This is a genomic window from Butyrivibrio sp. WCE2006, assembly GCF_000701985.1.
Lineage (GTDB): Bacteria > Bacillota > Clostridia > Lachnospirales > Lachnospiraceae > Butyrivibrio.
On sequence record NZ_JNKH01000001.1, the window covers coordinates 347297 to 370874 of the forward strand.

General features: G+C 37.8%; 23 protein-coding genes. All 23 read right to left on the reverse strand.

Going from position 1 to position 23578, the window contains the following annotated elements; translation table 11 throughout:
• Positions 1–9 precede the first annotated feature (9 nt).
• On the reverse strand, positions 10–306 hold the full coding sequence (gene yhbY / locus T501_RS01490) for a ribosome assembly RNA-binding protein YhbY (RefSeq protein WP_026509288.1): 297 nt from the start codon (positions 304–306) through the stop codon (positions 10–12).
• The gene (obgE, locus tag T501_RS01495; protein ID WP_081842994.1) at positions 290–1681 is read right to left on the reverse strand and encodes a GTPase ObgE; all 1392 of its coding nucleotides are present in this window, start codon (positions 1679–1681) and stop codon (positions 290–292) included. Before obgE ends, yhbY begins: the two co-directional genes overlap by 17 nt.
• A 70-nt stretch (positions 1682–1751) precedes the next feature.
• A complete protein-coding gene (gene rpmA, locus T501_RS01500; RefSeq protein WP_026509287.1) occupies positions 1752–2036 on the reverse strand; it encodes a 50S ribosomal protein L27 in 285 nt (94 codons plus the stop codon).
• Between the two features lie 3 nt (positions 2037–2039).
• Positions 2040–2369: a ribosomal-processing cysteine protease Prp gene (locus T501_RS01505; protein WP_026509286.1), complete on the reverse strand. Its 330-nt coding sequence runs from the start codon at positions 2367–2369 to the stop codon at positions 2040–2042.
• A gap of 24 nt (positions 2370–2393) precedes the next feature.
• Positions 2394–2702 (reverse strand): 50S ribosomal protein L21, encoded by a 309-nt coding sequence (rplU, locus tag T501_RS01510; protein WP_026509285.1) that lies wholly within the window; start codon positions 2700–2702, stop codon positions 2394–2396.
• Between the two features lie 88 nt (positions 2703–2790).
• A complete protein-coding gene (locus tag T501_RS19760) occupies positions 2791–3813 on the reverse strand; it encodes a ribonuclease E/G (RefSeq protein ID WP_050008053.1) in 1023 nt (340 codons plus the stop codon).
• The gene (locus tag T501_RS01520) at positions 3806–4561 is read right to left on the reverse strand and encodes a TIGR03936 family radical SAM-associated protein (RefSeq protein WP_050008054.1); all 756 of its coding nucleotides are present in this window, start codon (positions 4559–4561) and stop codon (positions 3806–3808) included. Before T501_RS01520 ends, T501_RS19760 begins: the two co-directional genes overlap by 8 nt.
• 111 nt (positions 4562–4672) lie before the next feature.
• The gene (locus T501_RS01525; protein ID WP_044912805.1) at positions 4673–6553 is read right to left on the reverse strand and encodes a TIGR03960 family B12-binding radical SAM protein; all 1881 of its coding nucleotides are present in this window, start codon (positions 6551–6553) and stop codon (positions 4673–4675) included.
• A 41-nt stretch (positions 6554–6594) separates the two neighbouring features.
• Entirely contained in the window at positions 6595–7872 is a 1278-nt protein-coding gene (hisIE, locus tag T501_RS20595) for a bifunctional phosphoribosyl-AMP cyclohydrolase/phosphoribosyl-ATP diphosphatase HisIE (RefSeq protein ID WP_081842995.1), read from the reverse strand.
• A 27-nt stretch (positions 7873–7899) separates the two neighbouring features.
• Complete coding sequence (hisB, locus tag T501_RS01535) at positions 7900–8487, reverse strand: imidazoleglycerol-phosphate dehydratase HisB (protein WP_044912807.1); 588 nt, start codon at positions 8485–8487, stop codon at positions 7900–7902.
• Between the two features lies 1 nt (position 8488).
• Positions 8489–9784: a histidinol dehydrogenase gene (hisD, locus tag T501_RS01540; RefSeq protein WP_026509281.1), complete on the reverse strand. Its 1296-nt coding sequence runs from the start codon at positions 9782–9784 to the stop codon at positions 8489–8491.
• Positions 9784–10431 carry an ATP phosphoribosyltransferase gene (gene hisG / locus T501_RS01545; RefSeq protein ID WP_044912808.1) on the reverse strand — a complete coding sequence of 216 codons (648 nt, stop codon included), beginning with the start codon at positions 10429–10431 and terminating at the stop codon, positions 9784–9786. Before hisG ends, hisD begins: the two co-directional genes overlap by 1 nt.
• Position 10432: 1 nt before the next feature.
• Positions 10433–11545 carry an ATP phosphoribosyltransferase regulatory subunit gene (gene hisZ / locus T501_RS01550; protein ID WP_044912809.1) on the reverse strand — a complete coding sequence of 371 codons (1113 nt, stop codon included), beginning with the start codon at positions 11543–11545 and terminating at the stop codon, positions 10433–10435.
• Positions 11546–11633: 88 nt separating this feature from the next.
• Entirely contained in the window at positions 11634–12167 is a 534-nt protein-coding gene (locus tag T501_RS01555; protein ID WP_044912811.1) for a Holliday junction resolvase RecU, read from the reverse strand.
• A gap of 70 nt (positions 12168–12237) precedes the next feature.
• Complete coding sequence (locus T501_RS01560) at positions 12238–13290, reverse strand: RluA family pseudouridine synthase (protein WP_044912812.1); 1053 nt, start codon at positions 13288–13290, stop codon at positions 12238–12240.
• A gap of 14 nt (positions 13291–13304) precedes the next feature.
• Positions 13305–13907 carry a hypothetical protein gene (locus T501_RS01565; RefSeq protein ID WP_044912814.1) on the reverse strand — a complete coding sequence of 201 codons (603 nt, stop codon included), beginning with the start codon at positions 13905–13907 and terminating at the stop codon, positions 13305–13307.
• Between the two features lie 16 nt (positions 13908–13923).
• A complete protein-coding gene (locus T501_RS01570; RefSeq protein ID WP_044912816.1) occupies positions 13924–14631 on the reverse strand; it encodes a pseudouridine synthase in 708 nt (235 codons plus the stop codon).
• 127 nt (positions 14632–14758) lie between these two features.
• Entirely contained in the window at positions 14759–15409 is a 651-nt protein-coding gene (locus T501_RS01575) for an HrpE/YscL family type III secretion apparatus protein (RefSeq protein WP_026509275.1), read from the reverse strand.
• A complete protein-coding gene (gene coaD / locus T501_RS01580) occupies positions 15406–15915 on the reverse strand; it encodes a pantetheine-phosphate adenylyltransferase (RefSeq protein ID WP_026509274.1) in 510 nt (169 codons plus the stop codon). The genes T501_RS01575 and coaD overlap by 4 nt, the downstream gene beginning before the upstream one ends.
• 11 nt (positions 15916–15926) lie before the next feature.
• On the reverse strand, positions 15927–18674 hold the full coding sequence (locus T501_RS01585; protein ID WP_044912818.1) for an Ig-like domain-containing protein: 2748 nt from the start codon (positions 18672–18674) through the stop codon (positions 15927–15929).
• Positions 18675–18707: 33 nt separating this feature from the next.
• Positions 18708–19259, reverse strand: a complete 552-nt coding sequence (gene rsmD / locus T501_RS01590; protein ID WP_026509272.1) for a 16S rRNA (guanine(966)-N(2))-methyltransferase RsmD — start codon at positions 19257–19259, stop codon at positions 18708–18710.
• 16 nt (positions 19260–19275) lie between these two features.
• Positions 19276–21513: a DNA gyrase/topoisomerase IV subunit A gene (locus tag T501_RS01595; protein WP_044912819.1), complete on the reverse strand. Its 2238-nt coding sequence runs from the start codon at positions 21511–21513 to the stop codon at positions 19276–19278.
• A 75-nt stretch (positions 21514–21588) separates the two neighbouring features.
• Positions 21589–23511, reverse strand: a complete 1923-nt coding sequence (locus T501_RS01600; protein WP_026509270.1) for a DNA gyrase/topoisomerase IV subunit B — start codon at positions 23509–23511, stop codon at positions 21589–21591.
• Between the last annotated feature and the right edge of the window lie 67 nt (positions 23512–23578).

Sequence of the window (23578 nt, forward strand, 5' to 3'; positions counted from 1 at the left end):
TATATTGTATTACTTAGGCAGCTTAATCTCAGGATCTTCATGAAAAGGCTTGTAAAGTACTACTTTTCTTCCTATAACCTGTACAAGTGTGGATCTTGTTCTTTCTGCCACAGTATTTGCGACTTCTTTCACATCATCAGTACAGTTTTTTAATATAGAGCCTTTAATAAGCTCTTTTGTATTAAAGCATTCTAATACACTTTCAGTTACTTCAGGAGTAACTGAAGCCTTTCCTATCTGAAAAACAGGCTCTAAGTTCATAGCAAGCCCCTTAAGATAAGCTCTCTGCTTACTCGTTAGATTCATCATCTTCCTCCATATCTATATAATCGTCCTGTAATATACTATCATCTGCTGAAGCACCGCTTTCTTCGGTATCTGCATTTCTGTAATAATCAAAGCTGTTACCATACATTCTGACAGTATCGCCCTCCTGTATGCCAAGAGCCTCCAGCTTATCCAAAATGCCATTTTCAACAAGGAAGTTCTGGAAAAATGCAAAACCTTTCTCTGAATCAAGGTTAGTGTAACCAAGCATCTTCTCAATCTTAGGTCCTTCGATTACATATTCCTTTTCATCAGAATCATATTCAACTGTAAATGCTTCGTTTTCTTCTTTAAGCTCAACTTCAGGATCATATTCACTTTCAAATACGACAGTATCCTCACCAAGTTTATCGAGCTCCCTGCTAATATAGTATAACAGTTCGTCTATTCCTTTGCCAGTTAGCGTTGAAGTAGCAAATACTTTTACCCCTTGAGGCTCAAATTTTTCTTTAAGTTTCTTTATGATCTCAGAATTCTCACCATCAGGAAGCATATCAATCTTATTGGCAGCAATTACCTGAGTCTTTTTGGTGATATCAGCATTATACTTCTCAAGCTCAATATTTATAACTTCAATATCTTCAAACGGATCACGGCCTTCAGTTCCTGCAGCGTCAACAACATGAATCATCATGCGTGTACGTTCAATATGCCTCAAGAACTCGTGACCAAGACCTGCTCCATCAGCCGCACCCTCAATAAGTCCGGGAATGTCAGCTACAACAAATCCGCGGGCATCATTAAGACTAACTACCCCGAGAATAGGAGTTAAAGTTGTAAAATGATAGTTCGCAACTTTTGGCTTTGCATTTGAGACCTTAGTTAGAAAAGTTGATTTACCAACATTAGGGAAACCAACAAGTCCCACATCTGCAATCATCTTAAGTTCGAGTAATATTTCAAGTTCCTTGGCAGGTTGACCTGGCTGAGCATATCTGGGTGCCTGCATTGTGCTTGTAGCATAATGCATATTACCGTTGCCGCCTTTACCACCTTTTAAAAGAGTATATTCTGTAACATCTCCTGACATATCTACAATAACTTTACCACTGACTGCTTCTTTAATTACAGTACCCTGTGGAACCTTTATTATAATGTCAGCCCCCTGCTTTCCATGGCATCTGCGTTTTCCGCCATCTTCACCATTTTCGGCTTTATATTTTCCACCGTAGTGGAAGTCTGAAAGAGTGTTTATGCCCAAGTCGACCTTAATAATAACGTCGCCGCCTTTACCGCCATCGCCGCCATCCGGTCCACCGTTTGCAACGAATTTTTCTCTTCTAAAGGAAACATGACCGTCTCCACCTTTGCCACTTTTTACAAACACTCTCGCTCTATCTACAAATGCAGGCATTATTATCTCCTATATGATAAAAAGAGCTCCAAACAATACATGTTTGGAGCTCAATACAATACGATACTGATTACTTCTCTACAGCGTAAACGCAAGCCTGCTTCTTATCGCGGCCCTTGCGCTCGAAACGAAGCACACCATCAACAAGTGCGAAAAGAGTATCATCTTTACCGATACCTACGTTCACACCGGGATGAATGTGAGTGCCACGCTGTCTGTATAAAATATTTCCAGCCTTTACGAATTGTCCGTCAGCTCTCTTTGCTCCAAGACGCTTTGACTCGGAATCACGACCGTTCTTTGTGGATCCGACTCCCTTCTTATGAGCAAAAAATTGAAGGTCCATATTCAACATGACTTACACCTCCTCGAATTTAATGTTCAAAAACTCATTACCATACTGTTTGTAGACGCCCATTATGCCAAGTTCAAATGACTTCAAAAGTAACTCGCCATTTTCTGAAAATCCCTCAGAGGATTTTACATCTATCAATCCTTTAACAGGATCAGCATCACAGGTAAAATTATCATCTGTAAATTTTTCCAATGAATTAACGGTATTAATTGAGAGCATAGAAATAGCTGCACAAACAATATCTTTTCCATATTCACCGGATCCGGCATGGCCCTCAAGCTTAAAGCCGAGTATCTCACCATCTTTATTTTTACGAATAATGATATTTGTCATATCTGCAAACACTCACTACAAGAATTACAGTGAAATCTTATCAATCTTCACACTTGTGAAGCACTGTCTGTGACCGTTCTTCTTGTGATAACCGGTCTTACTCTTGTACTTATAAACGATAACCTTCTTACCTTTGCCCTGTTCCATAACTGTTGCGCTAACCTTTGCACCAGCTACATCACCAGCAACCTTAAGAGTCTTGTCATCATTTACTGCAATAACATTATCAAATGTAACTTCTTTTCCGGCTTCTACGTCAAGCTTCTCAACACGAATAACGTCGCCCTCGGAAACCTTGTACTGCTTACCACCAGTAACTATAATTGCGTACATAAGGCACCTCCTTCTTCCAAATCTCGCTAACTATGGTGGGATTCATCCACTTCAACCTCGTTAAGCGGCATACTATTGAATAATAACATCACTTATTACGTGTGTCAATAGTTTCTCTTAGAGATTTCTTTTTTTTATTTCTTGTGAATTCCATGATTCCAAGTCCTGTAAGATCCACAAAGCTTAAATTCATAGGATCATTTTTGATAAGATCCTTAATAAACGCTATCAACTCTGAGTTCATGCTTTTATCCTTCATGGATATAAAATCTATAAGAATCATACCGGATAAGTTTCTTAATCTTATCTGTCTATAAGCTTCTTTTGCAGCTTCTTTATTCTGCTCAAGAAAAAACATATCGGATTTTTTTAAATTTTTACCGGAATTAACATCAATAAGATTTAAAGTTTCAGTCTGCTCAATTACCAGGAAAGCTCCGGATTTTAACCATACGTTTTTCTTGAAAATATCTTCAGTACGACTCGTAAGACTATAATGTACTTTTAAAGGTAATCGTTGTTCCTCTTCATCATAATAAGTACAATCGACATCTGCCCCGGTAAGCTCCTCATATATCGATCTGTTATCTGTAACTATCCTGTCAGGAGCCTCATCACATATCTGACTGAAAATCTCATACGTCTTATTCACTACACACGATATACCTGTTTCTTCAGGTGCTATCTGCTGGTATTCAGATCTTGTCTTTGCTATTGCGATTAAATTCTGTAAATCCCCAGCGGTATTTTCGAATGATAATTTTAATTTACCGGTAAGCCTTGGCTGTTTGGTCTTTTGAGCTTCAACCTTTATCTGTACAAGAACAATATCACCGGCTTTAAGCTCCTTAGAAGATTCGACATCTCTGTTTAAAACACATTGAGCTGGAAGCGTGTTCAACGGTAAAAAGCCTATACCATTCTTATCTCCGTTTTTTTCGAATCTGACAAATGCTGCATTTATGTTGGAAACAATATTTTCTACTCTTCCGACATATATATTCCCTGTGCGATCAACAATATCGATGATATCCAGATATTCTATTTTGTTTTCTTTAAGACCTAATATACAGGTGTGGTCAAAAAATTCTGTTATCAGCAGCTCAGACATATATTTTTCCCTGTGTCAGATTCTTATCTGCAGCAAAAGATAACTCGTTTAACATATCGGGAATCATAGGCTGTACATAGTGTCCGCCTTCATCCTCGCCTTCAAGATAAGTCTCAAGCCTGTGAAATCTTGCAGCGAATTCCTGCATTTCTTCATTGGCAAATGCAAATAAGCTCTCAATAAGTAAAGACGCCTTTAAATTGGAACTGCTACCTGCAGATAGCAAAACATGAACACTTTTATCTTCCAAAATCTCCCACTTGTAGATCAGCGGTTTAATGTCAATCTGCTTCTCACCATTTTTAGTCTTCTTTGTTGCCAAAATCTCATTCTGTTTCATGAATTCGGTAAATTCATGTAGTAGGTCAAATGAAGGTTCCTTATTTTCTCTAAAGGAAATAATGTACTCTGCAGCTGCAACACTGGTCATTGCATTGACACTTTTTTCAGGTAATTCTTGTATTGCAAGTATCTCAATTCCTTCATTCATAGCACCGTTCAGTGATTCCATGACACTCTCGGGAGAACTACAGCTTAGAACAGTCATATCCATATAGTCACCGTCTGTTGTAGCTCCAACGCTAAGGGGCTGTGCAAATGACAGAATCTGATGAGGGCTGTAGCCTTCACTGTATTTAATATCAATTTCAGCACGTCTTATTGCTTTCTGGACATATCTCATTACATCCAAATGTCCAAGAAAACGTATAGGACCATGCTTTGAAAATTTCAATCTTAGTTTAATCATATTTTGTAACCTTTAAATTTTTGCAATTTATAATGTTTTTCTCTATTATGACTTTTAAAGCGATAACTATGAAAATCGCTAGACAATCCTATAAGTTTGATAACATTATTTTTATATGCCTGTTTTGGGCTGGAAGCAAATGCCTACGCCATAGTTTGCGCCGCCGCAGCCCATACATGACTGTCTGCAATTGGGTGAAACTTTACCTTCTTTTGAAGTCTGCCACTCGCGCCATAAGAATTCCTTAGAAACACCGCAATCAAGAATATCCCATGGAAGAATTTCGTCTTTACTACGCTCTCTTTTTACATAGAAAAGGGGATCCAGACCTGCTTTTTCCATCTCTTCCATCCAGATATCGTTTTTAAAGTACTCACTCCATGCATCAAAGATACATCCGCGCTTATAAACGTTATAAATAACCTCTGAAAGTCTTCTGTCACCTCTTGCAAGTATACCTTCAAGCATACTGGCGTCTGCTTCATGCCAGTTATACTTTATGTGCTTCTGATTAAGCTGTGACATTATTCCTTTTCTGGTAATGCTTGCTTTATCGAGAAATTCTTCTTTTGTATTCATTGAAGCCCATTGAAAAGGTGTAAAAGGCTTGGGAACAAAGAAGGATGTACTTGCAGTTATTTCAATTGTTCTTCCGTTTCTTTTTTCCTTAGGAACAGTTTCAAAATATTCAACGGCAATCTTATTGGCAATATCGCCTATGCCCTCGATATCCTCTGTAGTTTCGCCGGGAAGGCCAAGCATAAAATACAGTTTAACCTTATTCCAACCGCCTTCAAAGGCTTCGTGAGCACCTCTTAAAATATCTTCCTCAGTAAGACCTTTATTAATAACATTTCTCATTCTCTGAGTACCTGCTTCAGGAGCAAAGGTAAGTGAGGATTTCTTTACATCCTGAACCTTACTCATTACATCCAGAGAAAATGCATCTATTCTCAGTGATGGAAGTGAAATATTGACTTTATGCTCATTACAATAATCAATAAGGAAATCAAGCAGCTCGTTAAGTCCGGTATAGTCACTGGTACTTAGTGAACTTAATGAAATCTCTTCATAGCCGGTATTTTTTATCAGAGTCATTGCATACTCTTTTAATTTATTGACATCACGTTCCCTTAGTGGTCTGTACAGCTGACCTGCCTGGCAAAATCTGCAGCCTCTTATACATCCGCGCATTACCTCAAGCACAACCCTGTCCTGTGTAACTCTTATAAAAGGCATTACAGGCTTCATAGGGTAATAACTCTCTGTAAGATCGAGACATATTTCCTTTTCAACTTTTGCAGGAACACCGTCCCTTAGTGCTGAAATGGCGCTTATAGTACCATCTTCCTTATATTCGACATTGTATAAAGAAGGCACATACATTCCATGAATCTGTGAGCATTTGTAAAGAAATTCTTCTCTTGAAGTTCCATTTTCTTTACATTCTTCATATAAGTCAAACAACTCTCTGTATTTTGTTTCACCTTCACCTATGTAAAAAATATCAAAAAAATCTGCTATCGGCTCAGGATTGTAGGAGCAGGGACCTCCTCCTATAACAATCGGATCATCTAAAGTTCTATCCTTGGAATAAAGAGGAATTCCGGAAAGATCAAGAACCTGAAGGATATTGGTGTAACACATTTCATACTGTAGAGTGAAACCCAAAAAGTCAAAATTCTTGACAGGATCCTGAGATTCCAACGCAAAAAGCGGGATATTTTTTTCTCTCATAAGGCTGTCCATATCAGCCCAGGGAGAAAATACCCGCTCACACCATACATCCTCATACTCATTAAATAATCCATAAAGAATCTGTATTCCCAAATGCGACATGCCTATCTCATACACATCCGGAAAACAGAATGCAAATCTGATCTTAATGTCAGATAAATCCTTCACAGCACTATTAACCTCACCCCCAATGTAACGCTCCGGCTTAGTAATGCTAAGAAGGATTTCATCTGATAATGCTAATTTTTCTTTCAAATTACACCTCAAAGATAATTATTGGAAAAAGGAATAATTATTTATCTTCTGGCAAGTTCATCTGTGATCTCTTCCCAGCTGATTCCTTTTTCTGACATAAGTACCATCATATGATACAGGAAATCTGCCATTTCGTAAATGAGTTCATTTGAATTTTCATTTTTTGCTGCGATAACCATTTCAGTGCTTTCTTCACCGACTTTTTTCAGGATTTTATCAAGTCCCTTATCAAACAGATAATTGGTATAGGAACCTTCTCTTGGATTTGTTTTTCTGTCATTTATAACAGTGAAAACACTATCAAGCACCTTCTGAGGATTTTTCTCAGCATATTTCTTTCCTGTTATCTCATTGAAAAAACAGGAATAGCTGCCGGTATGACAAGCAACACCTACCTGCTTTACCTTGGCAAGTATTGTGTCCATATCGCAATCTGCTGTCAGCTTTTTCACATACTGGAAATGTCCGCTGGTCTCTCCCTTAAGCCAAAGCTGATTTCTGCTTCTGCTAAAGTATGTCATTTTTCCTGTCTCTATAGTTTTATAATAGGACTCTTTATTAAAATATGCCACCATTAGTACTGCATCTGTTCGATAATCCTGAACAACAACAGGAACCATACCGTCGGAGTTTTTCTTGAAATCTTCCCACTCGAATGAAGGAAGCATTCTATCAACAGCAAGGTCATTCTCAGCACAGATATTTTTCATATTTCTTATTTCGGCCGAATTAGCATTTATGGCTTTTCCGGAAAGTCCACTGACATTTGGCTGTGACATAAGCCTTATCATTTTATCAAGGGACAGATCAGGAAGACTCAGAATAGTAGGCATATTTATTTCAGGAGTCTTCTTGATTTCGGAACTATTCAAAAGGATAAGCTCTGAAGCATACTTTCTTACACTTTCATCATAAAGCGAAATCTTATCTGTTTCTGTATAGCAGATGCAGATTTTATCCTTTCCGAATTTTTCGGATACTTCCTGCAAAATATCAATATTTTCCTGCTTTGAAAAGTTAAGACAAGCCTTTTTACATCCGGCATAAAGGAGTTTTTTTATGTCCTCCATACGCTTAACATTACCTGCACCATAAACCTCACAGGAAACCTGACCGCATATATCCTTTATTATATCAAGAGATTCCTCATGCTCAGAATCACCGTTGGACATATCATAGACAATAATCGCATCACAATCATCATTATCATATTTTTCTGCCAGAGCTACAGGCGATTCTGATATGACATCAGCATTTTCAAGTGAAACTACTGCATTTTTATGAAGTAAATAGATGCAAGGTACAAATTTTTTCAGCATAAAATCAATTCTCCAAAGGTTTATTTTTTAAAGACTTCCCTTAGTACTTAAGACTCCGGTTATCCTTTCATCAAAGGAAGTTGCCTCATCTAAGGCTTTTGCAAAAGCTTTAAACATGGCTTCAACCTTATGATGATCATTTATTCCCGTGATGACTCTCAAATGTAAATTCATCATAGCACCATAGGAAACAGCGTAAAAGAATTCTCTTACAAGCTGTGTATCAAATTCTCCAATCATTGGTGTAGTAAAGTCGGCATCCATTTCAAAATATGGTCTGCCACACAGATCAATTGCACAAAGCACAAGCGCATCATCCATAGGAAGTAAAAAGTTACCGTATCTTTTTATTCCCTTTTTATCACCGATAGCCTTGGCTATTGCCTGGCCGATAACTATTCCGGTGTCCTCCACGGTATGATGACCATCAACATAAAGATCCCCTTTTGCATTAACCGTAAGATCAAAGAAACCGTGCCTGGCAATTGCAGATAACATATGATCAAAAAATCCAATTCCTGTATTTACATCAGTTTTACCTGAACCGTCAATTTCAATCTTAACAGTAATATCTGTTTCACCGGTTTTTCTAGTAACTTCAGCAAATCTGGACATATCAGCCCTCCTCGAATCTGACAGCTATTGAATTAGCATGTGCTGTCAGGCCTTCATTTTTAGCAAATAATTCAATATCTTTGTGTACTTTACGAAGTCCTTCCTCAGAATATGCAATAATACTCGTCTTTTTAACAAAGTCATCTACAGAAAGCGGTGAGAAGAACCTGGCTGTCTGATTTGTAGGAAGTATGTGATTGGGACCAGCAAAATAATCACCAAGTGGCTCGGATGAGTATGTTCCAAGGAAAATAGCACCTGCATGCTTGATCCTTGGCATTACTTCAAAGGGATTGGCTGTGATTATTTCCAAATGCTCTGATGCAATGGCATTTGCGGCATCGACAACATCTTCCATGTTTTCTGCAACAAAAATGTATCCGTAATTATCCAAAGACTTATTTATGATCTCTGAACGTTCAAGCTTTTTAGTGAATTCTGCGACTTCATCGGAAACCTTCTGTGCCAGTTCCTTACTGGTGGTAATAAGAATTGCACTGGCCATCTCATCATGCTCAGCCTGGGATAAAAGATCTGCGGCAACATATCTTGGGTTTGCAGTTTCATCAGCAATTACAAGAATTTCTGAAGGACCTGCAATTGAGTCGATTGAAACGTATCCAAAGCATGCCTTTTTTGCAAGAGCTACAAAAATATTGCCGGGGCCTGTGATTTTATCAACCTTAGGTACAGACTCAGTACCAAATGCCATGGCAGCAATTGCCTGGGCGCCTCCAACCTTATAAACTTCTGTTACGCCGGCAATATCAGCGGCTACCAACGTTCCGGGATTTACCTTTCCGTCCTTTGATGGAGGTGTGCACATAATAATACGCTCTACACCTGCAACTTTGGCAGGAACAACATTCATAAGTACGCTGGATGGATAAGCAGCCTTGCCACCTGGGACATAGACACCTGAGATTTCTATGGGGATTATTCTCTGTCCGAGGATTGATCCATCTTCCTTAGTGTCAATCCAGGAATTTCTCTTTTGCTTTTCATGAAAAACTCTTATGTTTTCAGCACTCTTCTTAATGACTTCAATGAATCTGTCATCTAAAGCCTTATATGCTTCTTCAATTTCTTCTCTTGTAACCTTTATGGTCTTATCTGTAATGTCAAAATGATCGAATTTAGCGGTATATTCGAATAATGCTTCATCCTTCCTGTCGCGAACATTAGCAATGATATCCGCTACCGTCTTTTCATATTCACCGTAATTTGAGGGACTTCTTTTAAGGAGCTTTTCAAGAAGTTCGCCTTTTGTCTGATTATTAAGTTCAACTATACGCATTACAGATTCTCCTTCATATCATTGATAAGCTTGTGGATTCTTTCTGATTCCATCTGCATGCTTACCTGATTTACTATGACTCTTGCAGAAAGAGGACAGATTTCTTCAAGTACTGTGAGCCCGTTTTCTCTTAAAGTGCTTCCTGTTTCAACTATATCTACGATAACATCTGAAAGATTTACAATCGGACCCAGCTCAACAGAGCCATTGAGTTTAATTATATCAACTGTCTGCTGCTTCTGATTATAAAAATAATCTCTGGCAATTCTGGGATATTTGCTTGCTACTTTTATCATTTCATGATGATGTAAAAGCTCTCTTGCTGATTCCGGACCACAGACACACATTCTGCATTTGCCGAATCCAAGATCCAGAACTTCGTAGACGCTTCTATTTTCTTCCATGATGGTATCTTTACCGACAATACCAATGTCAGCGGCTCCATATTCGACATAAGTTGGAACATCAGGACCTTTTGCCAAAAAGAACTTTAGCTTAAGCTCTTCGTTGGTGAAAATAAGTTTTCTTGTCTTTTTATCCATTACTTCTTCGCAGTGGATCCCACATTTTTCAAGAAGCTCCATTGTAGACTCAACAAGTCTTCCTTTTCCAAGAGCAAATGTTAAATATCTGTTTTCACTTTTCATGTCAATTTGCTCCTTTCAAGATAACGCGCTTGCCTTCAGCTCTTAAAGCCTTTGCCTTACTTAGTGCTTCTTTAAAATTATCAGCAGTATATTCGATAGTGATCTGAGCTTCTCTCTTCGGGATTTCAACCTTTTGTCTGTAAAGAGCTGTCATTAGATCATCAAGATTTATCATAAATCCAATGGACGGAGCACTTTTTCCAAATCTTTCAAGTAGGTTGTCATATCGTCCACCCTTGGCGATGGCATCTCCAACACCATAGGTATATGCGCCGAACACAACTCCCGTATAGTAATTGAATTTACTGAGCATACCAAGGTCAAAAGATATATATTCTTCAATTCCGTAACTGCAAAGCACCTGATATAGTTCCTGTAAATGCTTTATGGCATATGTTGACCTTTTGTTATTAACAAGGCGCCCTGCTTCCTCAAGAACATTTGCATTACCAATACAGGTTGAAACACTTCTTATAAGTTCACGATATTTCTCAGAAACACCATATTCTTCCATAATTCTGTCAGCTGCAAAGGCATTTCTGTTTACGAGTTGCTCTCTGATATCTTCCTCTGTATCAAAATCTATTCCGGCTTCTTCACAGATTCCGTAATAATAATCTGCATCACCTATACTTACCTTGAAGTCCTGAAGGCCTGTTGCAGATATTGATTCAACCAGTAATGCGATCATTTCCGCATCAGCATAGATTGAGCCATCGTTCATAAGCTCTGCACCTATTTCAGTTGATTCCTTAAGCTTGCCCTGGAGATTATTTGTATTAAGAAAAGCTTTGCCACTATAGTAGAATCTTAAAGGCTCATCATCTTCTAGAAAATACTTACTTGCGCATCGCGCAACGGAAGGAGTAAAATCTGGACGCAAAACCATCGTCACGCCGTCCTTATCAAAGAATTTGTAGAGCTCCCTTGCACTGTTGTCACTTATCTCCTCTGAAAAAACATCAAAATATTCAAATGTAGGAGTATCTATTTCCTCAAATCCAAAGCCAAACATCTTTTTGCAAATAACATTTTTCACAAAAGATCTGTCACTGCATTCTGTTCCATATAAATCCCTGACACCTTCAGGTGTGTGTAAAAGTCTTCGATTCATAAAATATCCCTCTGCACTTTAATACGGTAACGTGCTAATTCATTACTATGTTAAATTTATTTTAGTTTATAAGAATACAATTTGTTTGTCAATCTCTTTGTGCTAAATCCTTTTGCATGAGATCAAGGTATGGAACAAAAGCTTCGGAGTCATCGGAAATAACATACTCAGGATCAAGTTCTTCATAGGTGAAGCTCTTTCTGCCACCGGCTAATGCCCGGTCCCAATAGTTTTTCAAATGTCTGAATGGTAAATAGTAGAATACTCCCCTGCTTGTAAAATGGATCAGAAAGAATGCTATACCATCCTGTTTTTCAAATCTCTCCATAAATGAAACCTGATGGGCATGGATATTTTCAAGTGCAAATGTATCTTTAGCGCATTCTTTTGCATCAAAACAAACCGGTATACCTTGAACAGCACCTATATAATCGATAGTGCTCTTTTGGTCAAAGTATGCCAGTGTAATATGTCTTGTTTCTTTATCAATTCTTATTGGGGTTATTGGTGTAGGAATTTTCTGGATAAGTGCAAGATTTTCATCCTGATATTTCTCATTGGTTCTGTTTATCAATTCTTCCAAGGCCTGCCCCCTCAGACCTCTTGAATTCCAAGTTGCCATTCATTCACCTCTATAAACATTACTTTAATAATATTATCGTAAACGTCATTAACAGTAACCGAAGAAATTACTAACAGATATTGGCTATATTTTTATATAAATCAGGTAAAGGAGCAACAAAAGACTTGCCGGAAAGACCTGAAAGCTCTCCCTCTATAGACGGAAATTCAAGTCTATAAGAATGAAGAAGCTGAAATTTTAGACCATAATTTTTTGAAAAATATTCATTAACCTTTTGATGTCCGTATTTAGCATCGCCAATAAGAGGATGCCCTATTGAAGATAGATGCGCTCTTATCTGATGTGTTTTACCCGTGTGTAACAACACTTCAAGTTCGGTAAATGCCTGACTTTTACCATTTATAGTAAAGCTTTTATGTCCAATAACTTTGTATGATGTCTCAATTCGGGATAATTTATTTCTATCTATTCCGGAGAAATCATCATTATCACCATATAGTTTTACAGTATTTTTTCTTTCATCCTTAATCAGATAGCCTGATATATGTTCATCACTTGTAACATTACCTGAAACTATTGTTCTGTAATACTTATGAACAGACCTGTCCCTCAACATTTCTGCTGATTTTCTTGCTCCCGGAAGGGATTTGGAACAAATAAGAAGACCTGAAGTATTCCTGTCAAGTCTGTTACAGATGGATGGCTTAAAAACTCCCAGAGATTCAGGAGTTATAAATCCGGTATTCAAAAGATATCCAATAAGCCACTCATTAACACTGATATCCTTAAACTCAGCCTTTTGTGATAATATTCCAGCAGGCTTATTTATAAGTAAAATATCATCATCTTCATAGATTATTTCAATACTTTTAAGCTTTTTAAAGGCTTTCTCATACTCGGTAAGACTTTTATCTTCATTGGCTTCAGATGATTTTATATGCACGTTTACAAACTTATTGAAGGTTTCATCTGAAAAGAATACAGATATCGTATCTCCTTTCTGTAATATTTCTTTACCGGTTGCCTTTTTTCCGTTAAGGGTAATATTCTTTTTTCTAAGCATTTTAAAAATAAAACCCATGGAACATTCTGAAAAATAAGTCCCAAGAAATTTATCAAATCTTTTGCCGCTTGAATTGTTATCTACTTTTATTTCCTTCATTACTTATACCTTTATTAAAGTGAAATAGAAAGCAGGACTAAAGCACAGGTTTCTACTGTTCCGGGAACCCATGCATCTTCTATGGCCTGCGGATCGATTTTCTTTGTTACCCTTATCTGTTCGAGCTGATCAAGCCTTGAACAGAAAGCATTAATATCCTTAAACACTTTAACAGTATAATTACTGTAACCACTCTGAGATATCTGGTTTTTGATATGTTTCTCACAATTAACGGTATCAAGGGTGTTATCCTCAGTGTAGCATACGACATTCTTATCAAGAACTGTAGCTGCTGCAATGTCGTAGTTCTCATCATAGCTTGTCATTTCAAGATCATATCTGATAAGAAGACCGTTTCTGTGTGCTTCAATTATGTCATATGCTTTTTTTGAACACGGATGTGCTCTTAAATACATCACTAAATTTACTGCACTAAGTCCGGTAGGAAGACATCCTATAGCGGCAATTATACTAAATGCACTTTTATTAGACTTATAAATAATTAGTCCTGTAAAGAAAATAATAAGGCATATAGCGAGGGCAATAACAGTTCTTACTGCCGCAAATTTTCTATTATACTCAATATATCCAAAATTTCCTTTTGCAACTCTTCTCATACTTACCTCAAAATAATTACTTTAATAAATTCAGCTCATCATTAGTAAGCTCTCTATATTCTCCCGGCAATAATGCGGAATCGAGAACTAATTGACCCATCCTTATTCTTTTTAAAAATGTAACTTCATTGCCTATGGCTTCAAGCATTCTTTTAACCTGATGAAAACGCCCTTCATGTATAATAAGATGCAATATTTCAGCTCCATCCTGATTTTCGATAAATGCTTTTGCAGGAAGTGTAAGCTCTTCGTCACCTATATCAAGTCCATTCTCAAGCTTTCTTAAATCCTCATCTGAAACATGTTTTTTAGTATGTACTTCATACTCCTTTTCAACATGCTTTTTAGGTGATAATAAACGATGGGACAGCTTTCCGTCATTAGTTATAATAAGGAGTCCCTCCGTATCTTTATCAAGTCTTCCAACGGGAGCCAGGTCTTTGTCATAACCTGTATCAATAAGATCAAGAACGGTCTTATCATGATTATCACGGGTAGCAGAAACAACACCCTGGGGCTTATTCAAAATGTAATACCTGTACTTTTTATAATCCCTGGTCAGATTCTCACCGGCGAATATAATCTCATTTTTCTCCGGATCAACGGGCATTTCCGGTTTATTGGCAACAGCGCCATCAACTGTTACCATTCCGTTTTTTATGTATTCTTTTAACTGCTTTCTTGTTCCAAGTGAACAATCACCTAAAAATTTATCTAATCTCATATCATCCTTAATAGAAATAGCTGTCGCAGGATTAAAATTGCGACAGCCATATTACAATTTGAATAGTCATTTGACTGAGTATAACAAACAAAATAGCTTGTCTTAATGCACAGTACGGGACCGGTCTTTATAACATATCCAGATTCAGATCAGCCTCATCTGCATAACCGCCTTCAGGAGTTATCTCAGATACATTTGCTGATGCCCTCTGAGGCTCTCTTACATTCGAAGGGTTAACACTGGGCGGTACTAAATCTGCTCTGTTTGATTTAATGGTCTCACTGTAAGCAGTAAGATCTCTAAGTAATGCATTATTGCTTGCACTTGTTGTATCAATTGCCTTGTTTACAATTACCTCAACTTCTGCCAAAAGATTATCTGTATAAGCTACTGCTGCAGCCTTCATCTGATTTGCTTCATTGGTCGATTTAGTAAGAATATCCTCAGCCTGCTTAGCAGCATGAGCGATCACTTCATTTGCCTGAGCATAAGCCTGTTGCATAATGTCATGCTCATTTATCATTGCATGTGTCTGTTCTGTAGCCTTATCTATAAGATCCTTGGCTTTTTTTCTGGCGTCCTCTAAGATGGATTCTTTATTACTAATAATAGTCTGATAACGTCTGATTTCTTCAGGAGTTTTACTTCGCAGTTCCCTTAGAAGATCATCTATCTCTTCCTTGTTAACAATAATGTTTCCATGTGACAGGGGCTGATGCTTGCAGTTGTCAATGTAAGTCTCAATTTCATCAATGCATTGTTCAATTCTGCTGCTCATAGTTGTTTCCTCCCATGTTTATTATCATATCCATATTTTTTATAAACCATCTGTGCTACATAAGGAGTAACGCAATGGCTTATATCCCCATGAAAGCTGGCGAATTCTCTCACCGTAGAACTGCTTAGATATGCGTATTCAAGGCTTGTTGTAAGGAAAACGGTATCTACTTCATTTTTTGAAAAAGCTCTGTTTGTTTGTGAAATCTGAAGCTCATACTCAAAATCAGTAATTGCTCGTAATCCTCTAAGAAGAATCTTGATATTATTCTCTTTGCAATAATCAATTATCAATCCTTCATACGAATCAATCTCGACATTATCAAGATCTGATGTAGCCTCTTTAATCATCTTAACACGTTCATCCGCTGAAAACAACGGATGCTTGGCTGTATTGACACTAACGACAATTACCAGTTTATCAAACATTTCTGATGCTCTTCTAATAATATCCAAATGCCCCAATGTTATGGGATCAAAGCTTCCAGGATAAACTGCTATTTTCATACTTAAACCTCTTACTTAACTACTACAGTACATGTAGCTTTATGTTTACCATCTACCGACTTAGCAGTAATCTTTGCTTTACCTTTTGACAAAGCAATAATATTTCCTGCTGCATCTACAGATACAATACCGGGTTTGCTGCTCTTCCATGTAAGTTCTTTGTTCGTAGCTTTTCTTGGATTGAACTTAACGCCCAATGTAGCACCTGCTCCGACAGTAAGTTTTATTTTTTTCTTTGTCAATTTAATTGACTTGACTCTGGTTGCTTTTTTTACAACTACTTTTATCTGAGCCTGATAGCCACCATCAGCTGAAGTACAGGTAATAACACATTTACCTTTCTTCTTTGCCGTTATGACACCATTCTTATTGACAGATGCAATTTTCTTATTAGAGGACTTATACTTAATGGCTTTATTAACTGCCCACTCAGGGAATACAGAAGCGTTGGCATTTGCCTTGCTACCCTCAAATATGCTGATTGTGTTTGCAGCTACTTCAACAGTTTTTACTCGTCCATCCGTTACAAGAACACGGCATCTTGCCTTTTTACCACCGTAAACAGATGTAGCAAATATTTCACATTCACCATTCTTTAAACCGGTCACTATACCTGCATCGGATACAGTAGCAACGGCACTGTCTGATGAACTCCATATTACGCCCTTGTTATTGCTTACAGTAGCAGTCAGCTGGATTGACTGTCCAACGCCAACCATTGCATTGGGTGTATTAATGGAAATACTAACAGGTGCTGAATTATAGTTTACGTTATTATAGTCGTTAACACTTGTAGGATAAATTCTGTGGAATTCATTAGTATTATAAGGATCATAACGACTATGCAAATAAGTTATACGTCTTCCATTTACACTAACTGAAACAGTATCGAAGTTTTTACTTCCTTTAAGGAACCATACTGATTTGTCGCTAAACTCTGAACCCCATGTCGAATCAACATTGTAATAAATATTACCTATCTTTACAATGTTCCATCCATGAGCTCCTGTCGCCCCTGCTCGACCACCATCTCCCGGTATAAGTCTTGCATCTACACCGCTCATTAGCATCATTCTGTAAAATAAAAGTGAGTAACCTTCACATACAGTATAATGCTTTATAGCAGCAGAATAACATGAATACGGACTGTAATCACCATAGGATTGTTTTATTTGAAAATCATGATCATAAGTTACATTCTTACATATCCAGTCATAAGCCGCTTTTGCTTTATCATAATCAGATTTAAGACTTGTAAGCTTTAACTTATTTACCAGGGAATTAATGGCATTGGTTGTTTCAATTTCCTGCTGTGCACTATGGGTATAAATGAAGCTAATTTGAAAAGTACCATAGGTCATGTCATTAGCATATGCTTTTGTAGTCTGATAACTAGTTTCACAATAAGCCCATCTTACATAATCGCCTTCATTAGGAACACCGGTATGCTCAATCATTACGTCATAAAGCTCGTTTACAATTGTTAATTCATTATAAATTCCAGGAAGCTTAAAATCGACAGTAATGAGAGATTGTCTCGCCATTATTCCTCTTCTTACAGCTTCACCCATTTCCTGAGTAGAAGTACATTTTCCTCCGGATGCTAAAAGAGTTTTAACATTTACAGTTGAATCAAGGCCTGAAGCCAATAAATCAAGTTCCTCTTTGTTTGCATCAATTACGCCTTCATATACGGGGTTAAGTTCTGCAACCGCATCAGATGTGGTAAAGTTTAATACAACAGAAACATCATAAACTGAGAAACTGTCAGCATCATAATGTACAACAGTCTCTTCTGTATCTCCATAAATATCTGTAGCATTATCATTAGAACTGTTCAAACCATAATTCTGTGTAACGTCAGCATTTACCTCTGTTGTTGTAAGGTCATCCTCAATATGAAAGACCTGCAGAGATGTAGAATCACCATCTTCCTTTGCGTCAGTAAGTTCATCAGCAAGTACGATATCAACTGAAACATTGCCTTCCGGTTCTATTTCTACACCATTATTAAATAATGAAATATCAAAGGATGCAGATTCATATACAGCTGATTCTGCAGGTAATACATCATTTACAAGTTCATCTGTTTTTACGCCTGCTACCTTGTTCACTTTACGAACAACAGCTTCTGTTCCTGCAGGTACAACGCCAGCATCAGCGTGAAGAATTATCTTGTAGCCGTCTACAATTCCTACAAAGTCAAATGCTTCAGATTCTTCAGCATTTGCATTGCCGTCAGATACTTCACTTTCAGCTGCCAACTCTTCATTAGTCTTATTTTCGGCATCAGAAGGATTTTGAATCTCCTGATCATTGGCTGTGTCTGATATTCCGGCATTTTGATCAGACTCTAAATTCTCAGAAACTTCTTCAGATTCTTCATTATCAGCATTACCATCAGTAACTGCTAAATCACCATCTGATGTATTTTTAAGCTGATCAGTAGTAATATTATTACCTGCAGCTTCATCAGTACTCTCAGCAACTGCTCCAACAGTATTGGAAGAATTATCATCACTTGAAGAACTATCATCTGAAATTGAACTGTTTATAACATCAACAGTTGAATTATTCTCTTCTGCAGCTGAATTATTTTCATCTGCAGTGCCAAAATCCACATTGCCTGTGATTTCTTCGGTTACATTTATGTCGTTAATTTCTGATGCATTTACGGTTAAAGCAGCACTGTTTTCTGCCATTATGGCAAAAGCCAGTGATAGCGCCAGAATACTCTTACCCCAAAAAACTTTTCTCACCTTATTACTTCCTTTCAATAGTCCCCGATTATATTAAATAGCCTTTTTTAGAAATACGTGCTGATTTGTTTTATATCTTTTCTCTTTGATAATTTCAAATCCTGCATCTTCAAATACTGACAGATCCATATCAAGATTACATTCAGCAATCAGCATCGTATACTCCGTAACATATGGCAAACGTCCCAAGAGTTCGAAAGTCCTTTCATACAGACCTGATTCATAAGGCGGATCTACAAAAATAAGATCAACCTCTTTTTCCTTTATATTTTTCAGACCCACAAGGACATCCTGTCTTAAAACAGTTGCCCTGTCTTCGAATTTAGTAGTCTGCAGATTCTGATTGATGCATTTAACAGCCTTAATATTGTTCTCAATAAAATATGCCTTTTTTGCACCTCTTGAAAGAGCTTCAATTCCTATTCCACCGCTTCCTGCAAAGACATCTATAAATACAGCTCCCGGAACATCATTCTGAAGCATATTGAAAAGAGTTTCTTTAATTCTATCCTGTGTAGGTCTCGTATCGTTACCTTCAGGTGTTACGAGTCTCAGGCGTCTTGCCTCACCAGCTATTACTCTCATTTTATCTCCAATTTTTTTATAATCTTACTTTTGTGCCTTTAGTATCTCTGCTTGTTATCTTTAGATGATCAAGCTTTAAATCCTTGCCATTGTGTTCAATTGATTGCTCATCAGCTTCTTTAAGATAGTACACATCTCTTACAGAATCTTTGGCAGAAAGACGCATTCCTCTGACACCAACAGCTCCCTTTTTCTTCTCAGGAACTTCGTCGACGCTAAATCTAAGGAAGAATCCTGCCTCAGACTGAAGTACAACAGTATTTATCTCATGCAGCTCATGAACACTTACAACCTCATCGCCTTCTGCAAGCTTTGTTGCAGCAACTGTTCTTCTTGTAACATCAAACTCGCCACCGTCAACTATCTTCATATTAGCCTGTTTAGTAACAAACATAATTCTATACAGGTTGAGATTGCTCTGGCTTGAAACGTATATTATCTGGTCACTGGTCGTATCAAAGTCACTTAGGTTATCAATCGGTACACCTTTATCTCTCATTCTTCCCTGTGGAAGATCCAGTGCCTTGATAGTATGCAGATTACCATTAGCTGTAAATATACATACCTTACCGGTATTTTTCATTACAAATGAAAATCTGAAGTCATTCTTGATAGTATCAAAGTTCTTTTCATAAGTAGTTACATCAATGGTCTTGGCATAACCAAATCTGTCCATGATAAATGCCACATCGATCTCTTCAACCGGCTTTTCTTCATAAACAGCCTCTTCAACGTTATCAATAACCGTTCTACGCTTTACGGCATATTTCTTTCTGATCTCACTGAGTTCATTTTGAATTACAAGAGACATTGACTCGTGATCCTCAAGAATATCCTCATATCGGTATATTTTAGCGATAGTGTCCTCATGTTCCTTTACGAGAGCTTCAAGTTCAAGACCTATTAATTTGTAAAGTCTCATCTCCAGAATAGCATCAGCCTGTCTTTCTGTGAAAAGTAGCTGGGCAGCCATTGCTCTTGAGGCTTCACTCTTAAACCTGATGCCTTCAGTGTTACCGTTTACAAGGCAATCCTTAGCCATAGGTCTGTCCTTTGACCCTCTGAGGATTTCGATTACGATATCAATTACATTGCAGGCCTTAATAAGACCTTCCTGAATTTCCTTCTTGTCCTGTTCCTTATGAAGCAGTGTAGTATACTTTCTGGTAGCTGTTTCAAACTGGAAGTTGACTACAGCCTTCATTATTGACTGAAGACTCATAGTTTCCGGTCTTCCGTCAGAAATTGCAAGCATATTTACACCAAAGGTATCTTCAAGCTTGGTCTTCTTATAAAGGAGATTTGTAAAATTCTCAACATCCGTATCCTTCTTAAGTTCGATCACAATACGGATTCCCTCTTTTGAAGACTGGTTTGAAATATCAATTATGTCATTGGTTACTTTCTTCTCCGCAAGCTCAGCAACATCTGAAAGGAATTTTCCAATTCCGGCGCCAATCATTGTATAAGGAATCTCAGAAATAATAAGATTTATATGACCGGCTTTACCCTTTTCAACGTCAACCTTACCACGAATGCGAACCTTACCCTGTCCTGTCTCATAGATTGAGCGAAGGTCGTCCTTATTTATTACGATTCCACCTGTAGGGAAATCCGGACCTTTGACATACTTCATGAGCTGTTTAGTTGTCATCTCCGGATTTTGCATGAAAGCAATCTCTGCATCAATTACTTCTGCCAGATTGTGTGGCGGAGTATTTGTTGCCATACCTACTGCAATACCTTCAGATCCATTTATCAGAAAATTAGGGATTTTAACAGGTAAAACGGTAGGTTCACGCTCAGTTTCGTCAAAGTTTGGAATAAAATCAACTACATCCTTATCAAGATCTGCAAGGAAATTCTCCTGAGTAATCTGAGCAAGCCTTGCTTCTGTGTAACGCATGGCAGCTGCTCCATCGCCCTCAATATTTCCAAAGTTACCATGACCGTCAACCAGTGGAACCGCCTTCTTAAAGTCCTGGGTCATAACAACCAGTGAATCATATATAGAGCTGTCACCATGGGGATGATATTTACCCATGGTATCACCGACTATACGGGCGCTTTTACGATATGGTTTGTCATATCTGATACCAAGCTCGTACATATCGTATAAAGTTCTGCGCTGAACAGGTTTAAGACCATCCCTGATATCCGGAAGTGCACGAGCTACAATTACACTCATTGCATAGTCTATGTATGACTTTTGCATTATTTCCGAATATTCGGAACGAATCAGTTTTTCTTCCATTATGTAAACCTCATTTAGATATTTATAGACTTATTTTAAAATTCGTTATCATCAAATCCAGTGAATGTCTGTATATTAAACATCCAGCTCAGCATCTGTAGCATGCTGATGTATAAAATCTCTTCTCGGAGGGACATCGTTCCCCATAAGAAGCTCGGTCATGTGTGAAGCCATCTTTGCATCTTCAATTTCTACAAGTCTCATCATTCTGTTTTCAGGATCAAGAGTTGTTTCCCAAAGCTGCTGAGGATCCATTTCACCAAGACCTTTATATCTTTGAAGTGTAAATGAGCCTTTATGGTTCTTACGATATCTCTCAAGTGCTGCATCATCATAGAGATATTCTTCCTTGCCTCTGCTGGGCATAGCCTTATATAAAGGCGGCATTGCAATGTAGACATGTCCTTCGAAAATCAGCTCAGGCATAAATCTATAGAACAATGTAAGAAGAAGTGTTGCAATATGAGCACCATCTACATCGGCATCAGCCATAATAACAATCTTGTCATATCTAAGCTTTGATATGTCAAAGTCATTGCCATATCCTTCAGAAAAGCCGCATCCAAAAGCATTGATCATAGTTTTAATCTCTGCATTTGCCAGAATCTTATCAATGCTTGCCTTTTCAACGTTAAGGATTTTTCCGCGAATAGGTAAAATAGCCTGAAACTCTCTGTTTCTCGCCATTTTAGCACTACCACCCGCAGAATCACCCTCTACGATAAAGATTTCACATTTTGAAGCGTCTTTACTGATACAGTTCGCAAGCTTACCATTTGAATCAAAGGAGTACTTCTGCTTAGTCAAAAGATTAGTCTTGGCTTTCTCCTCTGTTTTTCTTATTTTTGCAGCCTTTTCAGCGCATCCGATTATAGATTTTAAGACTTCCAAATTTCTGTCGAAAAATCTTGTTACCTCATCACCGGTTATCTGTGAAACAATCTTTGCTGCATCCTGGTTATCAAGCTTTGTTTTGGTCTGACCTTCAAATCTGGGATCAGGGTGCTTGATGCTGACTACAGCAGTCATACCGTTTCTGACATCGGTTCCGTTGAAATTATTGTCTTTATCCTTAAGTACACCAATCTCTCTTGCATATTGATTGATTATATTGGTAAACATGGTTTTAAAACCGGTGAGGTGTGTACCACCTTCGGCGTTATAGATGTTATTACAAAAACCAAGTATATTTTCATGGAATTCATTGACATACTGAAAAGCGACATCAACAGAAACTCCGTCACTTTCACCACTATAGAAAATGACATCCGTAACGGTTTCCTTTGATTTATTCATATCGCGGATAAAGCCGGTAATTCCCTCAGGCTCGTGGAACTCGATATACTCCTCGGTTCCCGGTCTGTCATCGATGAAAATAATTCTGAGTTCAGGATTAAGATAAGCAGTCTCATGAAGTCTGGACTTTATATCTTCCTCTCTGAATCTGGTCTTTTCGAAGATTGTAGGATCAGGTAAAAAAGAAATCGTAGTACCATGCTCTCTTGTTTTACCTACCGGTTCTAACAGACCATCCTTTAATTGTACAGTGGGAACGCCTCTTTCATACGCATCTTCATAGATCTGACCATCGGTTCTGATTTGAACCTTGAGCCAGGTAGACAGAGCATTTACAACGGATGAACCTACACCGTGCAGACCACCGCTTGTCTTATAAGCTGCATTATCAAATTTACCACCTGCGTGAAGCATAGTTAAAACAACACGCTCAGCCGTGATCCCTTTTGCATGCATTCCAACAGGGATACCTCTACCATTATCCTCTACAGTTGCGCTTCCGTCAGGATTTAGCGTAACCGTGATCTGAGAACAATGCCCTGCTAAATGTTCATCAACAGCGTTATCTACTATTTCGTATACGAGGTGATTCAATCCTCTCGTAGAAACACTGCCGATATACATACCGGGTCTCATTCTTACAGCTTCAAGACCTTCAAGAACTGTAATGCTCGATGCATCATAGTTATTCATTTCAGACATAAAACTTTCCCAACCTTACTAAAACTTTTTTCTAATGCCGTTTGTAGGAAAATGAAACAAACGGAAA

Bases quoted from the DNA above. Each gene is read 5' to 3' on its own strand.
- hisB (WP_044912807.1), bottom strand. From the start codon at position 8,487: ATGTCCAGATTTGCTGAAGTTACTAGAAAAACCGGTGAAACAGATATT.
- T501_RS19760 (WP_050008053.1), bottom strand. From the start codon at position 3,813: ATGTCTGAGCTGCTGATAACAGAATTTTTTGACCACACCTGTATATTA.
- rsmD (WP_026509272.1), bottom strand. From the start codon at position 19,259: ATGAGAGTAATAGCTGGTGAGGCAAGACGCCTGAGACTCGTAACACCT.
- hisD (WP_026509281.1), bottom strand. From the start codon at position 9,784: ATGCGTATAGTTGAACTTAATAATCAGACAAAAGGCGAACTTCTTGAA.
- coaD (WP_026509274.1), bottom strand. From the start codon at position 15,915: ATGAAAATAGCAGTTTATCCTGGAAGCTTTGATCCCATAACATTGGGG.
- T501_RS01600 (WP_026509270.1), bottom strand. From the start codon at position 23,511: ATGTCTGAAATGAATAACTATGATGCATCGAGCATTACAGTTCTTGAA.
- T501_RS01570 (WP_044912816.1), bottom strand. From the start codon at position 14,631: ATGAGATTAGATAAATTTTTAGGTGATTGTTCACTTGGAACAAGAAAG.
- rplU (WP_026509285.1), bottom strand. From the start codon at position 2,702: ATGTACGCAATTATAGTTACTGGTGGTAAGCAGTACAAGGTTTCCGAG.
- T501_RS01560 (WP_044912812.1), bottom strand. From the start codon at position 13,290: ATGAAGGAAATAAAAGTAGATAACAATTCAAGCGGCAAAAGATTTGAT.
- yhbY (WP_026509288.1), bottom strand. From the start codon at position 306: ATGAATCTAACGAGTAAGCAGAGAGCTTATCTTAAGGGGCTTGCTATG.
- hisZ (WP_044912809.1), bottom strand. From the start codon at position 11,545: ATGAATCGAAGACTTTTACACACACCTGAAGGTGTCAGGGATTTATAT.
- T501_RS01595 (WP_044912819.1), bottom strand. From the start codon at position 21,513: ATGGAAGAAAAACTGATTCGTTCCGAATATTCGGAAATAATGCAAAAG.
- T501_RS01555 (WP_044912811.1), bottom strand. From the start codon at position 12,167: ATGGCAACTTGGAATTCAAGAGGTCTGAGGGGGCAGGCCTTGGAAGAA.
- T501_RS01565 (WP_044912814.1), bottom strand. From the start codon at position 13,907: ATGAGAAGAGTTGCAAAAGGAAATTTTGGATATATTGAGTATAATAGA.
- obgE (WP_081842994.1), bottom strand. From the start codon at position 1,681: ATGCCTGCATTTGTAGATAGAGCGAGAGTGTTTGTAAAAAGTGGCAAA.
- T501_RS01520 (WP_050008054.1), bottom strand. From the start codon at position 4,561: ATGATTAAACTAAGATTGAAATTTTCAAAGCATGGTCCTATACGTTTT.
- hisIE (WP_081842995.1), bottom strand. From the start codon at position 7,872: ATGCTGAAAAAATTTGTACCTTGCATCTATTTACTTCATAAAAATGCA.
- hisG (WP_044912808.1), bottom strand. From the start codon at position 10,431: ATGAAAAGTGAAAACAGATATTTAACATTTGCTCTTGGAAAAGGAAGA.
- T501_RS01505 (WP_026509286.1), bottom strand. From the start codon at position 2,369: ATGACAAATATCATTATTCGTAAAAATAAAGATGGTGAGATACTCGGC.
- rpmA (WP_026509287.1), bottom strand. From the start codon at position 2,036: ATGTTGAATATGGACCTTCAATTTTTTGCTCATAAGAAGGGAGTCGGA.
- T501_RS01575 (WP_026509275.1), bottom strand. From the start codon at position 15,409: ATGAGCAGCAGAATTGAACAATGCATTGATGAAATTGAGACTTACATT.